Source organism: Streptomyces sp. NPDC051940 (assembly GCF_040680895.1).
In the GTDB taxonomy this organism is placed as follows: domain Bacteria; phylum Actinomycetota; class Actinomycetes; order Streptomycetales; family Streptomycetaceae; genus Streptomyces.
Map to the genome: position 1 here is coordinate 1 of NZ_JBFAXR010000174.1, position 14,497 is coordinate 14,497.

Consider the following 14,497-nt stretch of genomic DNA (forward strand, 5'->3'; position numbering starts at 1 on the left):
GCTGACGACGCAGATCGCCGACTCCCTGATGCGGATCCTCGACGCCCGCGGCGCGATCGTCGTGGTCGAGGCGGAGCACATGTGCATGTCGGTGCTCGGGCAGGAAGGACACCTTGGGATCGAGGCGCAGCCGGTCGCGTATCGCCGCGTCGAGGAGATCGCGGCTCGCGCTCGGCGTCGACGAACCCGAGTCGAACCGGGGCAGCCAGCCGGCCGGGCCGCGCACGAGCAGGTCCCCGGGTATCCCGACCCGCACCGCCCCGGCGCGCGTCAGGTCCTCGCCGATACCGGGGAACAGCCGCTCCAGGCCCTCCAGGACGGCCGGCGTCAGGGGGTGCGGGTACCGCGCCTGCGGCACCCCGCGGCGCCGGCCGGGGCCGCGCGGCACGGGGTCCCGCTCGATCACGGTCACCCGGTCCATGAGACCGGACAGCGCCCGCGCCGCGGTGAGGCCGGCGAAGCTGGAGCCGATGACGACGGCGTGTCCGTGGCCGCCGCCCGCGCCACCACGTGCGTCCCTGCTCATCCCTGCCGCCCTTCCCGAGAGGTGTGCGTGCGCCGTACCGCTCCAGGTCGTGTCCTACGGGGCGGGGCGCCCGCTTCCCCTACTAAGACGGAAAGGCGCGGTCATGTGTGACATCGGGAGGCCGAACGGGACGAGCGGGGAGTCGCGGGTGACGAGGGGCGAAGACGGCTCAGCGCTCGGACAGCGGCGCCGGGGCCTGCTGGATCACCCAGCCGTTGCCGTCCGGGTCGTTGAAGAAGGCGAAGGCGTTCCACGTGTCGCCCGGGCCCGGCTCCCAGCCGGACTCGCCGACGTGCTGGACCTCCGAGATGTCCACGCCCCGCCCGACGAGTTCCGCGCGCGCCGCGGCGATGTCGGTCACGCACAGCTGCAGTCCCTGCAGTGAGCCCGGGACCATCTCGTCGATGCCGGGCGCGGACGGCAGCCCCACGCTGATGGCGATCGAGCAGCGCGAGCCGGGCGGGGTGATCTGGATCAACCGGGCGCCGGGGGCCACCTCCTGGTCGAGGTCGACCTTGAAACCGCACCTCTCCGCGTAGAACTCCTTGGCGCGGTCCAGGTCCGACACGGGGACAACGACGACCTCGAGGGTGTACTCCATGTACGTTCGCCTCCTGGGTTTCTTCGATGGTGCCCGGCTCGCGCCGGGAGCGCAGCGCGGGCGACGGCCCGGTCAGCCGGGCAGTCGGGGCATGAGATCCAGCAGTCCGGTCAGCGAGGTGAGGGCGGGCACGCCCTCCGGGACGACACCGTCGCGGATCAGGGCGCGCCCCTGGTAACCGAGGGCGACGGCCGCTGCCACCAGCGCCGGATCGTCGTCGACGAACAGGCACTGCGCGGGGGCCAGGCCCAGCGCGCCGCTGGCGTGGTGGTACATCCGCGGGTCCGGCTTGGTGCAGCCGATCACGGCGGAGATCGCGTACGCCTCGACGTAGCGCCCGATGCCCAGCTCGGCGTGCAGGGCGGGCAGCTCGGGCCAGGCGTCCGAGACGACCGCGATGCGGATGCCGCGCCTCGCCAGCTCGTCCAGCGTGGGGACGACGTCCTCGTAGACCTCCAGGAGCGTGTGCGCGGGTACCTCCCGCCGCAGCTCGGCCAGCAGTACCGGCGTCGCGTCCACGCCGAGGTGCCGGAGCAGGACGCGGTGGTAGTCGTCCGGCGCGGGAGTCGAGGACGAGGCGCCGAGGAAGCGGTCCCCGGCGGCGACGGCCCGCGCGAACTGCTCGGCGCTGACGCCCGGATGCCGCGCGAGCACGGTCTCCTCGAAGTCCGCCCGCGGGTTCCACCGCCCGCCGACGGGCCGGATCAGCACCCCGCCGGAGTCGAGCAGCACGGCGCGCGGCCCTGTCCGCTCCGCCTCAGCCCGGGTCGTCACCCGTACATACTGCAGCAATCGGCTCCGGTGCCCGGTCGGTAAGCAAGATGTTGCCGTCCCAGGTGGCCAGGAGGAGCCTGAGAGGTGACCGCACCAGGTCTCTCCGCGCGCGGCGCGCGACCGCGCCGATCATGGTGTGTGAGGAGTGTGAGCGGGATGCGAGTCATGCTGAGAGCACATCTCGACACGCAGCTCTCGAACGAGGCGATCAAGAACGGCACGTTGCCGAAGGTCATGGAGGAGACGATGGCACGCCTCCAGCCCGAGGCGGCCTACTTCGGCCCCAGCGAGGGCGGGCGGTGCTGCACGCTCATCTTCGACATGCAGGACAGCTCGCAGATGCCCAGCATCGCGGAGCCGTTCTTCGAGCAGTTCGGCGCGAGGATCGAGCTCCATCCCGTGATGAACGCGGACGACCTGCGGAAGGGCCTCGCCGCCCTGCAGTGAGCGTTCGCGAACCGGACTGTCGGGCCGCCGGCGGCGGGGCTTCCCCCGGAGCGTCCCACGGGTTATCGTCGCTTCCATAAAAACTTGCACTGCTAGTTTTAGGAACGCCCCGTGAACCTGGAGCTCTCCGAGGAGCAGGCCGCCGTCCGCCGGCTGGCCGCGGACTTCACCGCCCGTGAGATCGCGCCGTACACCCGGGCCTGGGACCGGGCCGAGCAGGTCGACCCCGGCATCGTGAAGAAGCTGGGCGAGGTCGGCTTCCTGGGGCTGACCGTGCCGGAGGAGTACGGCGGATCGGGCGGGGACCATCTGTCGTACGCCCTGGTGCTCGAGGAGCTGGGCCGCGGCGACTCGGCGGTGCGGGGCCTGGTGTCCGTATCGCTCGGACTGGTGGCCAAGAGCATCGCGCACTGGGGCGAGGAGGAGCACCGGCGCCGCTGGCTGCCGGGTCTGACGAGCGGCGAGCTGCTGGGCTGCTTCGCCCTCACCGAGCCGGGTACCGGATCGGACGCCGGGAACCTCGTCACGCGCGCCGAGCGCGACGGCGGGGACTTCGTGCTCACCGGCACCAAGATGTTCATCACGAACGGCACCTGGGCCGACGTGGCGCTGGTCTTCGCCCGTACCGGCGAGGCGGGACCGAAGGGCGTCAGCGCGTTCCTGGTGCCCACCGACACGCCCGGCCTGACCCGTACGACGGTGCACGGCAAACTGGGGCTGCGCGGACAGCCCACCGCGGAGCTGGTCCTCGACGGCGTGCGCGTGCCGGCGTCGGCGATGCTCGGGCCCGAGGGCAAGGGCTTCAACGTGGCCATGTCGGCCCTGGCCAAGGGGCGGATGTCGGTGGCCGCCGGCTGCGTCGGCATCATCCAGGCCGCGCTGGACGCCGCCGTGGAGTACGCCACGCAGCGCGAGCAGTTCGGGAAGACGATCGCCCGGCACCAGCTGGTGCAGGAGATGCTGGCCGACATCAGGGTCGAACTGGACGCCGCCCGGCTGCTCGTGTGGCGGGTGGCCGACCTCATCGACCAGGGTCTGCCGTTCCGCACCGAGTCCTCGGTGGCCAAGCTGTACGCGTCGGAGGCGGCGGTCAGGGCCGCCAACACCGCGCTGCAGGTCCTCGGCGGGTACGGGTTCATCGACGAGTACCCGGTCGGCAAGCTGGTGCGCGACGCGCGGGTGATGACCCTGTACGAGGGCACCAGCCAGATCCAGAAACTGCTCATCGGGCGCGACCTCACCGGGGTCAGCGCCTTCTGACCCGGTCACCACCCACCGACCGGCGTCACCCCTTCCCGACCGCCTCTTCGAACCCTCCTTGGAGCCGTGATCGTGCGTCCCGTCTACTTCGCCGCCGCCCAGCGCACCCCGATCGGGCGGCTGCGCGGCGCCCTGTCGTCCGTCCGCCCCGACGATCTTGCCGCCACCGCGGTACGGGCCGTCCTGGACGCCGTACCCGACCTCGACCCGGCGCGGATCGACGACGTGTACTGGGGCGCCGCCAACCAGTCCGGCGAGGACAACCGCAACGTCGCGCGGATGGCGGTGCTGCTGGCCGGGCTGCCGGACACCGTCCCCGGCGCCACGCTGAACCGGCTATGCGCCTCCGGCCTGGAGGCGGTCACCGCCGCCGCCCGCACCATCGCCGCCGGTGAGGCCGACGTGGTGCTCGCGGGCGGCTCGGAGTCGATGAGCCGCGCGCCGTTCGTACTCCCCCGGCCGGACCAGGCGCTGCCGCACCAGCAGGAGATCTTCGACACCAAGCTCGGCTGGCGGATGACCAACCCGCGGATGAAGGAGCTCCACGGGGTGCTGTCGATGGGCGAGACGGCCGAGGAGGTCGCGGCCCGGTACGGGGTGGACCGTGCGGACCAGGACGCGTTCGCGCTGCGCAGCCACCAACTGGCGGCCGCGGCGCGCAAGGACGGGCTGTTCGACGCCGAGATCGTGCCCGTCACGCTGGCCGACGGCACGGTGGTGACGCAGGACGAGTCGATCCGGCCGGACACCACGGCCGAGAAGCTCGCCGCGCTCAAGCCGGTGTTCCGCAAGGACGGTTCGGTCACCGCGGGCAACGCCTCGCCGATGAACGACGGCGCCGCCGCGCTGCTGCTGGTCTCCGAGGAGGCGCTGACGGACCTCGGCCTCACCCCGCTCGGCCGCTACGCCGCCGGGGGCAGCGCGGGCGTCCACCCCGACGTGATGGGCATCGGACCGGTACCGGCGGTCCGGCGGGTGCTGCGGCGTACCGGCCGCACGCTCGACGACGTGGACACCGCCGAGTTCAACGAGGCCTTCGCGGCCCAGGCCCTGGCCTCCGTACGCGAGCTGGGCATCGACCCGCAGCGCGTCAACCCGCAGGGCGGCGCGATCGCCCTGGGCCACCCGCTGGGCTGCTCGGGCGCCCGCATCCTCACCACGCTGCTGCACCGCATGAGCCGCACGGACACGCGCCGGGGCCTGGCGACGATGTGCGTGGGGGTCGGGCAGGGCACGGCGGTGCTGGTGGAGCGCGACTGAGGACGCGCCCCGCAGGAGGCGCCGCGGCTGCGGTACGCGGCCCGCAGGGCGCCACCCCTCAGCGGCGGCGCCGTGCCAGCGCTCGGGCCAGCGCGACACCCAAGAGCAGACCGGCCAGGGGGAGTACGGCGGAGGTCCACGGGTCGCGGACGGGCCGGTAGACGGCGCGGCCGCCCGCGATCTCGACGAAGCCGAGCGGGCGGGCCATGGCGCCCCCTCCTCCGCCGCCGCCGTCGCCGGTCTTGGCGCTGCCGGTCTCGCGGCCGGTGCCGCCGCCGAAGCCGAAGCCGATCCGGGCGACGGGGATGACGGTGACGTCGCCGTGCGTGACGGGTTCGCCGTACACGGCGGTCACGGAGGCATGGCCGCCGAGGCGCTGCGCCAGCCGGTCGAGCAGGGCCGCGGCGGCGTGCGCGGCCGGGGCCTGCGGCGCTTCGGGCGAACGGGTGGTGTCCGGGGCCGGGGCGGCCTCGTCGGGCGGGGTGTCGTCAGGGACTGCGGGTACGGGCGAGGGGGTCATGGTCCGGCTTCCGGGTCGGCGGTCGGCAGCGCCGTACCCAGGACGTGGAACGAGGCCGGGAACGGCATCCTGGTCTCAGGGAAGACCAGCCGCTCCACGTCGGCAACGCGGAGGCCGGCCGCTCGCATCGCGCCGAGGGTGTCGCGGCCGGTGTGGCAGCCGCCGGCGAGCAGCGGCCACACCGTGGCGTCGGCCACCCGCTGCACCCTGCGCATCCGGGCGGTGGGCGCCTGGACGTGCTCGAAGAAGCGCAGCCGCCCCTCGGGGCGCAGGACCCGGCGGATCTCGCGTAGCGCCGCCGCCTGGTCGGCCACCGAGCACAGGGTGAGGCAGACGACGACGGCGTCGGCCGAGCCGTCCGCGGCGGGCAGGCGCTCCGCGACACCGTCGACCACATCGACGGGTACAGGCGCGGCTGCCGCCGCCTGCCGGGCCAGCGCGCGCAGCCGGGGTTCCGGTTCGACGGCGACCACCCGGGTGACGGCCGCCGGGTAGTGCGGGAAGTTCAGCCCGTTGCCGGCGCCGATCTCCAGCACCTCGCCGGACAGCCCCGCCAGCAGCCGCCGCCGCATCCCGGCCGCGCCGGCCCGGTCCAGCGCGGGCCCGGCGACCCGGGCGTAGAAGCGGGAGAACACCGGCCGGCTCTTCGTCCGTGGCGTCACGGGCCACCGCCTTCCCTGTTGCGGACAAGGAGACCGTACACGCGACAGGAGGCCCGCCCGGCGGGGCGACCGGGCCCCCAACGTCCAGGAGACGTCCCCGGGTTGACGTAACACGGTACCGAATCACCCCACACCCCTCATCAGTTTCCCCTCTCCCGGGACAAAGTCTGTTTCTCTACGGTCGTAGATATTGGCGACCCGGCGAAAGTGTCCTAGTCTCCACCGCGCCGTAGTTACCCGTGACACACGCCGCGAGTGGGGGCCGTATGTTCCGAAAGCTCAGCACGGTGTTGGCAGGGGTGGTCGTTGCGGCGCTGATGGGAGCGCCCGCCGTGTCGGCGGGGCCCTCCGCGAGCGCCGCAGCAGTGCCACCGGATACGGAGTTCGAGAAGGTCGTGCTGAACGACCGGCCCGGCGAGCCGATGGACCTCGCCGTGCTGCCGGACAAGCGCGTGCTGCACGTCACCCGCAAGGGGCAGGTGTGGCTGCACGACCCGGCCACCGGGGTGAACTCCCTGGCGGCGAAGATGGACCTCTACCAGCACGACGAGGAGGGCCTGCAGAACATAGCCCTGGATCCGAACTTCCGGTCCAACCAGTGGGTGTACATGTACTACTCACCCAAACTGAACACGCCCGTCGACAACCCGGTGACGCCCGTGAACGAGGGCGACGCGCCCTTCACCGGCACCCAGGCCGACTGGGACCTCTACAAGGGCCATCTGCAGCTGTCGCGCTTCAAGTGGCGGGGCGACCACATCGACCTGCGCACCGAGCAGAAGATCATGCAGGTGCCCGTCGACCGCGGCATCTGCTGCCACGTGGGCGGTGACATCGCCTTCGACTCCAAGGGACTGCTGTACCTGACGACCGGTGACGACACCAACCCGTTCCAGTCCGACGGCTACAACCCCATCGACGAACGCGCCGACCGCAACCCGGCGTTCGACGCCCAGCGCACCGCGGCGAACACCAACGACCTGCGCGGCAAGGTCCTGCGCATCCGGGTGAACTCCAACGGGTCGTACTCCATACCCGACGGGAACCTCTTCCGCCCGGGCACCGCCAAGACCCGTCCAGAGATCTACGCGATGGGCTTCCGCAACCCGTTCCGGATGGAGATCAACCGCCGGACGGACGAGGTGTACGTCGCGGACTACTCCCCCGACGCCCGCTCCGCCAACCCGCTGCGCGGCCCGTCCGGCCAGGGCAAGTGGGTGGTCGCCAAGCCCGCCAACTACGGCTGGCCGTACTGCGCCACCGACAAGCTGCCCTACGTCGACTACGACTTCGCCACCGGCGCCTCCGGGCAGTCGTTCGACTGCGCGGCCCCGGTCAACGAGTCGCCGCACAACACGGGCCTGCGCGAGCTGCCGAAGGTCGCCACGCCCGAGGTCTGGTACTCCTACGGAGCCTCCGCGGAGTTCCCGGGGCTCGGCACCGGCGGCATCGGGCCGATGGCGGGACCGGCGTACGACTTCGACGCGAAGGTCGCCTCCCGTGAAGGTTCGGTCGCCTGGCCGGCCTCCTTCGACGGCCTCCCGATCTTCCACGAGTGGTCGCGCGACTACGCCAAGCTGTTCGGGCGCGACGCCTCCGGCGCCGTCACCTCGATCACGCCGCTGCTGCCCTCGCTCGCCACGCCGGCCTTCGACAACCCGATGGACATGGAGTTCGGGCCGGACGGCGCGCTGTACGTGCTGGAGTACGGCGACGGCTTCTTCTCGGAGAACCCCGACGCCAAGCTCTCCCGGGTCGACTACATCGGCCCCGGCGGCAACCACGCGCCGAAGGTGAAGGTCGCCGCCACGCCCAGCAAGGGGCTGGCTCCGCTCACGGTGCAGTTCTCCAGCGCCGGCACCACGGACCCGGACGGGGACGCGGTCAGCTACGCCTGGGACCTCGACGGTGACGGCGACACCGACTCCACCGCCGCCAACCCGTCGTACACCTACACGGCGGACGGCTCGTTCCGGGCCACTCTCAACGTGACCGACGAGCACGGGCGTTCCGCGGCGCAGTACACCGACGTGCTGGTGGGCAACCAGCCACCGGTGGTGTCGCTGGTGAAGCCGGTGTCCAGCCAGGCGTTCCACTTCGGTGACGCGGTCGCGTTCGAGGTGAAGGTGACGGACGAGGACCCGGTCGACTGCTCCAAGGTCCTGGTCCACTACCTGGTCGGCCATGACACGCACGGCCACGAGCAGACCACGGCCACCGGCTGCACGGGCACCATCCAGACCACGCCGATCGGCGGCCACGATCCGGCGGACGGCAACATCACCGCCGTGTTCGTGGCCGAGTACACCGACGCGGGCGGTCTGAGCGGCATGGCGCAGGTGGTGCTGCGGCCTACCGCGTGAGAGTGCACGGGAGCAGATGAGAACAGTCGCGACGTCCCCGGGCCGGCGGGCCCGGGGACGTCGCGGTGTGTGCGGCCGGTCAGTAGTCCGCGGGCTGTTCGGGAGCGGGCTGCAGGTCCTGGGCGTCCGGCGTGTCGGGCGTGTTCGGCTTGTCCAGCGCATCCGGGGCCTGGGGGACGGTCCCGGCGGGCACGTCCGGCTGGGCGTTGAGCGGCTCCGGGACGTCGGTGGGCAGGTCGGGTACGTCCGTGGGGATGTCCGGTGCCGCGGTGGGCACGTCCGGCTCCGCGGTCGGCGGCGGCTCCGGCGTGGGCGTCGGGCTCTCCACCGGCGGGAGCGTCACCGTCACCGGGTCGGAGGCGTCGGAGGCGGCCCCGGTCGGACCCAGCGCCCGCACCGTGAACGTGTAGTCCTGGCCCGGCTCCAGCCCCTCGATGTCCGCGCTGGTCGTCGTGCCGCCCGTGGTCTGCACGGGGCCGGGGACGCCCTTCTGGTGCACCTCGTACCCGTCGACCTGATCGGGGTCCTCGGCCGGGTCCCAGGTCAGCCGGATGCTCTGCGGTCCGCTCGCCTCGCCCTCGAGGCCCGTGGGCGCGTCCGGGGTGGCCGTGGGGGACGGCGTCGGGGACGGGCTGTGCGACGGACTGTGCGACGGGCTCGGTGTCGGCGAGTGCGGGTCCGGGTGCGGGGGCTTGGGGACGACGCGGTCGTGCGGCTTGTCGCGGTGGGTGAGCGGGCGCTCGATCCAGATGTTCGTGGTCACGTCGATGATCACGATGTTGTTGATGACCGTGGTCGACGGCTTGACGACGACGGTGCGCTGCGGCTGGTAGCCGCTCCACGCCTTGCCCTTGTAGACGGCGCCCGTGCTCACCTTCCCGGACTGCGTCAGCGGGTTGCCGCAGGCGCAGCGCACGCGCGGGAAGCCGTGGTGGTCGACGAGGACGGCGGTGCCCGCCTGCAGCACCGACTGGAAGCCGGTGACCTTGCCGTCGGTGAAACCGTGGTTGGTCACCCGGGTGTCGGCGCGCAGCACCACGGTGGTCAGGGAGCGCAGGAACACCGGGACCTGGCCCGGCTGGATCTTCTGGACCTCGGCGAACGCGGCCCGCTTGGCCGGGTTCACGGCGAAGAACCGGATCTGCTTCTCGACGTCGCAGTTGGTGACGTTGCGCGTGCCGCCGTACAGCCCGGCGGTCGAGCCGCTCATCACCCGGGGCTGCGGCGTCTGCTCCGGCGGGGAGGCGGTCGCCGACGGCGGGGTGGAGGAGCCCGGGGTCTGCTTGGCCGTGGACTGCGTCCACGGGTCGGGGCCGGCGTCGGCCACCGGCTGCAGATACAACTGGCCCGCGCCCTTCGATCTGCTGTCCGCCGAGCTCACACCGCAGGCCGCCGCGGCGACGCAGACCACGAGGGCGAGCGCCGGCGCCCGGGATATGTGGACGGGGGAACGCGACGGGCGGAAACGGGCCACGGGACAACCTCCGGCATGGAGACGGGCTTTTACCCCAATTGTCCGAATGGGTGAACGGGGTTACGCAAGCCGGGCGCCGCCGTCAGGGTGGAGGCGGCGGACAATTGCGTTGCACGCCCGCCCGGCCGCACCCGAGAGTGGGCCGTATGAGTGCCCGTGTGCGCCCGGCGGCCGTCGAGGACGCGCCCGCCATCCGCGATCTGCTGAACGTGATCGACATCGCCGAGATCGGCCGCGCCGAGACCGACCTGGCCTATGTGAAGAACGATCTGGAGCATCCCGACGCCGACCTCCCGCACAACTCCTGGCTGGCCTTCGAGGACGGCCGGCTGGTGGCGTACGGGCTGCTGTGGGACGACTCCAAGGACGAGCGCATCGACATCGACCACTACGTGCTGCCCGGCCGTCCCGGGACGGCCGTGGCGCTGTTCGAGCTGATGGAGGCGCGCGCGGCCGAGGTCGCGGCGGGCAACGGCGCGGCCCGGGCCGTGGTGCATCTGCAGCTCAACGTGCGTCCGACCCTGGACACGGAGCTGCTCCGCGCCCGCGGCTGGGAGGTCGTCCGGCGCTACCACGTGCTGACCAGGGCAGTCTCTCCCGCCGGCGACCCGCTGCCCGAGCCCGCCCCCGGCGTGCGGGTCCGCGACTGCGCCGCGCGGGAGGACCGGCGGATCCTGCACGGGCTGTCGCAGCGCGCCATGGCGCAGCACTTCGACTTCCAGCCCACGCCGTACGACAAGTGGCTCGAGGACCCGGCCGTGGCCTCGCTGGACTGGTCGCTGTGCTGGATCGCCTCGGTGGACGGCCGCGACGCGGGCGTGCTGCTGGGGCGCGACGACCGGGAGGCGATGGGCTGGGTGAGCACCCTGGCGGTCCTCGACGGCGCGCGCGGCCGGGGGCTCGGCGGCTTCCTGCTGCGCCGGGCGTTCGCGGAGTTCGCGGCCCGGGGCCGGGACACCGTCGGGCTCGGGGTCGACACCCGCAACGCCAGCGGGGCGCTCGGGCTGTACGAGCGGCACGGGATGGGTCTGCACTACGCGGTGGACACCTGGGAGGTGACCGTCCCGGTCACGGCCACAGCCCGGTGAGCCGCACCGCCTCCTCGGCGGTGCGCGCCCGGACGACGCCGGGCAGCGGCTTGCCGTCCTCGTCCGTGACGCTCCAGCCCCGGCCCAGCTGCACGACGGGGACGGTGGCGCGGCGGGCGGCCATGGCCAGCTCGGTCAGCGTGCCCCAGGAGCCGCCGATGACGATGACGGCGTCACCGCTGTTGACGATGACGGAGTTGCGGGCCTGTCCGAGGCCGGTGGCGATGGCCACCGACAGGTCGGGTCCGCCGCCGTTCCTGTCGCCGCCGGAGAGCACCCCGACGACCAGTCCGTCCCGGGAGCGGGCGCCGGCCGCCACGGCGGCCATCACGCCGCCGTAACCGCCGCAGATCACCACTGCGCCGCGAACGGCCAGCAGCCGGCCCACCTCGTAGGCGAGCATCCGCAGCTCGTCGCCGCACTGGGCCGGGCCGCAGACCGACACCTGGACCGCCATGGGGCACCTCCCGGTGGGCGAGGGTGGTCATCCCAGATGTACCACCGGGACGCGGGCGCCGCTGGCGGCTGCGGGACAATGGTCCGGCCCGCCCCGTACCCGAAGGACAAGGACCTCTGTGCGCCAGGACCTCCAGGCCGACTGCGGCAGCTGCTTCGGCCTGTGCTGCGTGGCCCTGCCGTTCGCCGCGTCGCGCGACTTCGCGGCGGACAAGGCGGCCGGCGAGCCGTGCGGCAATCTGCGCGGCGACTTCACCTGCGGGATCCACGCGCGGCTGCGCGAGTCCGGCTACCCGGGGTGCACGGTCTTCGACTGCTTCGGCGCCGGCCAGAAGGTCTCGCAGCGGACGTTCGGCGGCACGAGCTGGCGCGAGGCGCCGGGGACGGCGCGGGAGATGTTCGCCGTGTTCCCCGTGATGCGGCAGCTGCACGAGCTGCTGTGGTACGTCGAGGAGGCCCTGACGCTGCCCGCCGCGCGCCCCGTGCACGGCGAGCTGCGCCGGATGCTGGCCGGCCTCGAGGGCCTGACGGACAGCGCCGCGGACGCGCTGGCGAAGGTGGACGTGCCCGCGGTGCGGGCGGAGGCCGCCGCGCTGCTGGCCCGGGCGAGCGAGCTCGCCCGGGCGGCCGCGGTCCCCGGCGTGCGCCGCGACCACCGGGGCGCCGACCTGATGGGCCGCCGGCTGCGCGGCGCGGACCTGCGCGGCGCGAGCCTGCGCGGCGCGCTGCTCGTCGCGGCGGACCTGCGCGGCGCGGACCTGCGCTCGGCCGACGTGACCGGCGCGGACCTGCGCGACGCGCAGCTGGCCGGGGCGGACCTGACGGGCTGCCTGTTCCTCACCCAGTCCCAGCTGAACGCGGCCCGCGGCGACGCGACGACGCGGCTTCCGGCGGGGCTGGGACGTCCGGGGCACTGGGCCCAGGGTTCCTGATTCCCGGGCCTGGCGTCCGGCGGCCACCGGGGCGACCCGGAGTGGGCCACCCGCACCGACGGGCTGCGTACGAGCAGAACCCTTTGCGATGCTGTGGGCGTGGAGTACGTGTCCAGAGTGCCGCGGCCGCCGCTGGACGGGCTGATCGACGACCTCTACTACCTGGAGGGTGCGCCGCCGTACGCCCGTCTGCTGCTGCCGCCGATGCCGGCGGCGTTGCTCATCGTCAACCTCGGGCCACCGTTCCGCGTCCGCGCCGGCACCGACATCGAGACGGCCGAGTACGCCGACGGCTGCGTGGTCACCATGCCCACCCGCGCCTTCGAGTTCGGCTATCCGCCGGGGACCCGGTCGGTCGGCGTGCACTTCAAGCCCTGGGGCCCGGCGCCGTTCCTGCCGATGCCCGCGGTCGAGCTGTGCGACCGGCCGGTGACGGTGGAGCAGGTCTGGGGCCGGCCCGCCGTCGCCGGGCTGCGGGACCGGCTGGCCGCGGCGGCCGGGCCGTACGAGATGCTGACGCTGCTCGAGGAGGAGCTGATGCGACGGCTGCGCGAGACCGCCGGTCTGGGACTGGTCCGCCATACGAGCAGCGTCATGGCGGCGGCCGGCGGGGCGGTGGCGATCGGCGACCTGAGCGTGGCGGCCGGTGTCAGCAGCACTCATCTGGCGCAGCGGTTCAAGGAGCTCATCGGCGTCACGCCGAAGCGGCTGGCCCGTGCCTACCGCTTCACTCGCACCGTGTTCGCGATCAACCCCGCCGGACCGGTCGACTGGGCCGAACTCGCCGATGGCGCGGGCTACTTCGACCAGGCCCACTTCGGCCACGAGTTCCGGGCGTTCACCGGGATGACGCCGACCCGGTACCTCGACGTCCGGCGGCGGTTCCTGCGCGAACATCCCGGCCATGTGCTGGACGGCTGGCCGCTGCCGGCCGATTGATTTCTTACAAGAGCGACAGCTCACGAGGGGCTAATTTGGGGGCACCCCGAACCAGAGGAGAGTCCCGTGGGCAAGGTGGTCATGTACAGCTCGGTGTCGGTGGACGGCTTCGTCGCGGACGAGAACGACCAGCCCGGGCCGCTTTTCGACTGGTTGACCGGCGGTGACGTCCCGTTGGACGGGAGCGGCGTGCTGAAGGTGACGCAGACGTCCTACGACTACATCCGGCCGTACTGGGACCAGATCGGGGTCACGATCGCCGGCCGCCACGTCTTCGACCTGACGGACGGCTGGGACGGGAAGCCGCCGAGCGGGATCGACCACGTGGTCGTCGTGACGCACCGGCCGGAGCCCGAGGGCTGGGACCCCGGGGCGCCGTTCCACTTCGTCGACGGCGTCGAGGCGGCCATGGCCAAGGCGCAGGAGCTTGCGGGTGACCGCGTCGTCGAGGTCGCCGCCGGCGACGTCGGCGGCCAGATGCTCGCCGCGGGCCTGGTCGACGAGGTGCGCATGGACGTCGCACCCGTCGTGTTCGGGTCCGGCAAGCGCTACTTCGGGTCGGTCCACGCGCAGCACCTGCTGGAGGATCCCGACGTGGTGATCCAGGGCAACCGGGTGCTTCACCTGCGCTATCAGGTACGCCGTTGACCGAGCCGGTTAGCCTCTGATCATGCCGAGCTTCGAGATCACACCGATAGGCACGGTCCACAACGACCGGACCGACGTCCAGAACTCCGACAACTGGGGGGCCGTCCGCAGCACGATCACCGTCGACGAGCGCTTCGGCGAGGCGGCCCTGCAGGGACTTGAGGGCTTCTCCCACGTGGAGGTCCTCTTCGTCTTCGACCAGCTCCCGGAGCGCGACGACTACCGCGAGCCCCGCCCGTACCGCGGCCGCTCCGACCTCCCGCCCATGGGCGTCTTCGCCGACCGCGGGCCCCGCCGGCCGAACCGCATCGGGGTGACGTGCTGTGCCATCGAGTCGGTGAACGGCCGCGACCTGACGGTGGTGGGACTCGACGCGGTCTCGGGCACTCCGGTCGTCGATCTGAAGCCGGCGATGGCGGAGTTCCACCCGGCGGACATCAAGCAGCCGCAGTGGGTCGCCGATCTGATGTCGGAGTACTTCCTGCCGTGACGCGGGCCGGTCCGCACGCCCCGCGACGGGCGACGGCCAGCGGATCCGGCTGCGCGG

The 14,497-nt window shown here is 72.7% G+C and carries 15 protein-coding genes and 2 pseudogenes; 10 read left to right on the forward strand and 7 right to left on the reverse strand.

Going from position 1 to position 14,497, the window contains the following annotated elements; all coding sequences use genetic code 11:
- Positions 1-100 (forward strand): annotated as a pseudogene (locus tag AB0M28_RS36875) (GTP cyclohydrolase I); the annotation flags it as partial.
- Positions 101-373: 273 nt separating this feature from the next.
- Here the strand turns inward: AB0M28_RS36875 and AB0M28_RS36880 are convergent.
- The 3 genes and pseudogenes from AB0M28_RS36880 to AB0M28_RS36890 all read right to left on the reverse strand — a co-directional run.
- Positions 374-526 (reverse strand): annotated as a pseudogene (locus tag AB0M28_RS36880) (NAD-binding protein); the annotation flags it as partial.
- 169 nt (positions 527-695) lie between these two features.
- Positions 696-1,127 (reverse strand): VOC family protein, encoded by a 432-nt coding sequence (locus AB0M28_RS36885; RefSeq protein ID WP_365414583.1) that lies wholly within the window; start codon positions 1,125-1,127, stop codon positions 696-698.
- Positions 1,128-1,199: 72 nt separating this feature from the next.
- Positions 1,200-1,901, reverse strand: a complete 702-nt coding sequence (locus AB0M28_RS36890) for an HAD-IA family hydrolase (RefSeq protein WP_365414585.1) — start codon at positions 1,899-1,901, stop codon at positions 1,200-1,202.
- A 156-nt stretch (positions 1,902-2,057) separates the two neighbouring features.
- On the opposite strand from AB0M28_RS36890, the gene AB0M28_RS36895 reads away from it, so the two are divergent.
- The 3 genes from AB0M28_RS36895 to AB0M28_RS36905 all read left to right on the forward strand — a co-directional run bounded on the left by AB0M28_RS36895 (position 2,058) and on the right by AB0M28_RS36905 (position 4,868).
- A complete protein-coding gene (locus tag AB0M28_RS36895) occupies positions 2,058-2,348 on the forward strand; it encodes a DUF3303 family protein (RefSeq protein WP_365414587.1) in 291 nt (96 codons plus the stop codon).
- 111 nt (positions 2,349-2,459) lie between these two features.
- Positions 2,460-3,608 carry an acyl-CoA dehydrogenase family protein gene (locus AB0M28_RS36900; protein WP_365414589.1) on the forward strand — a complete coding sequence of 383 codons (1,149 nt, stop codon included), beginning with the start codon at positions 2,460-2,462 and terminating at the stop codon, positions 3,606-3,608.
- Positions 3,609-3,680: 72 nt separating this feature from the next.
- The gene (locus AB0M28_RS36905; protein WP_365414610.1) at positions 3,681-4,868 is read left to right on the forward strand and encodes an acetyl-CoA C-acyltransferase; all 1,188 of its coding nucleotides are present in this window, start codon (positions 3,681-3,683) and stop codon (positions 4,866-4,868) included.
- A gap of 58 nt (positions 4,869-4,926) precedes the next feature.
- On the opposite strand, the gene AB0M28_RS36910 is transcribed toward AB0M28_RS36905, so the two are convergent.
- Entirely contained in the window at positions 4,927-5,388 is a 462-nt protein-coding gene (locus tag AB0M28_RS36910; protein ID WP_365414591.1) for a spore germination protein GerW family protein, read from the reverse strand.
- Positions 5,385-6,050 carry a class I SAM-dependent methyltransferase gene (locus tag AB0M28_RS36915; RefSeq protein ID WP_365414593.1) on the reverse strand — a complete coding sequence of 222 codons (666 nt, stop codon included), beginning with the start codon at positions 6,048-6,050 and terminating at the stop codon, positions 5,385-5,387. The genes AB0M28_RS36910 and AB0M28_RS36915 overlap by 4 nt, the downstream gene beginning before the upstream one ends.
- Positions 6,051-6,316: 266 nt before the next feature.
- Here AB0M28_RS36915 and AB0M28_RS36920 point away from each other — a divergent pair, with 266 nt between their 5' ends.
- Positions 6,317-8,413 (forward strand): PQQ-dependent sugar dehydrogenase, encoded by a 2,097-nt coding sequence (locus AB0M28_RS36920; protein ID WP_365414595.1) that lies wholly within the window; start codon positions 6,317-6,319, stop codon positions 8,411-8,413.
- Positions 8,414-8,492: 79 nt separating this feature from the next.
- Here the strand turns inward: AB0M28_RS36920 and AB0M28_RS36925 are convergent, their stop codons facing one another.
- Positions 8,493-9,887, reverse strand: coding sequence for a fibronectin type III domain-containing protein (locus AB0M28_RS36925; RefSeq protein ID WP_365414597.1), 1,395 nt, complete (start codon positions 9,885-9,887; stop codon positions 8,493-8,495).
- Positions 9,888-10,033: 146 nt separating this feature from the next.
- Between AB0M28_RS36925 and AB0M28_RS36930 the strand changes: the two genes are divergently transcribed.
- On the forward strand, positions 10,034-10,975 hold the full coding sequence (locus tag AB0M28_RS36930; RefSeq protein ID WP_365414599.1) for a GNAT family N-acetyltransferase: 942 nt from the start codon (positions 10,034-10,036) through the stop codon (positions 10,973-10,975).
- Here the strand turns inward: AB0M28_RS36930 and AB0M28_RS36935 are convergent.
- The gene (locus AB0M28_RS36935; protein WP_365414601.1) at positions 10,956-11,432 is read right to left on the reverse strand and encodes a TIGR00725 family protein; all 477 of its coding nucleotides are present in this window, start codon (positions 11,430-11,432) and stop codon (positions 10,956-10,958) included. The genes AB0M28_RS36930 and AB0M28_RS36935 overlap by 20 nt on opposite strands.
- A 118-nt stretch (positions 11,433-11,550) precedes the next feature.
- On the opposite strand from AB0M28_RS36935, the gene AB0M28_RS36940 reads away from it, so the two are divergent.
- From AB0M28_RS36940 to AB0M28_RS36955, 4 genes are all read left to right on the forward strand, one after another.
- Positions 11,551-12,363, forward strand: a complete 813-nt coding sequence (locus tag AB0M28_RS36940; protein ID WP_365414602.1) for a pentapeptide repeat-containing protein — start codon at positions 11,551-11,553, stop codon at positions 12,361-12,363.
- Positions 12,364-12,462: 99 nt separating this feature from the next.
- Entirely contained in the window at positions 12,463-13,302 is an 840-nt protein-coding gene (locus tag AB0M28_RS36945) for a helix-turn-helix domain-containing protein (RefSeq protein ID WP_365414604.1), read from the forward strand.
- 66 nt (positions 13,303-13,368) lie between these two features.
- Positions 13,369-13,950: a dihydrofolate reductase family protein gene (locus AB0M28_RS36950; protein ID WP_365414606.1), complete on the forward strand. Its 582-nt coding sequence runs from the start codon at positions 13,369-13,371 to the stop codon at positions 13,948-13,950.
- Between the two features lie 22 nt (positions 13,951-13,972).
- A complete protein-coding gene (locus tag AB0M28_RS36955) occupies positions 13,973-14,440 on the forward strand; it encodes an SAM-dependent methyltransferase (protein ID WP_365414608.1) in 468 nt (155 codons plus the stop codon).
- Positions 14,441-14,497 lie beyond the last annotated feature (57 nt).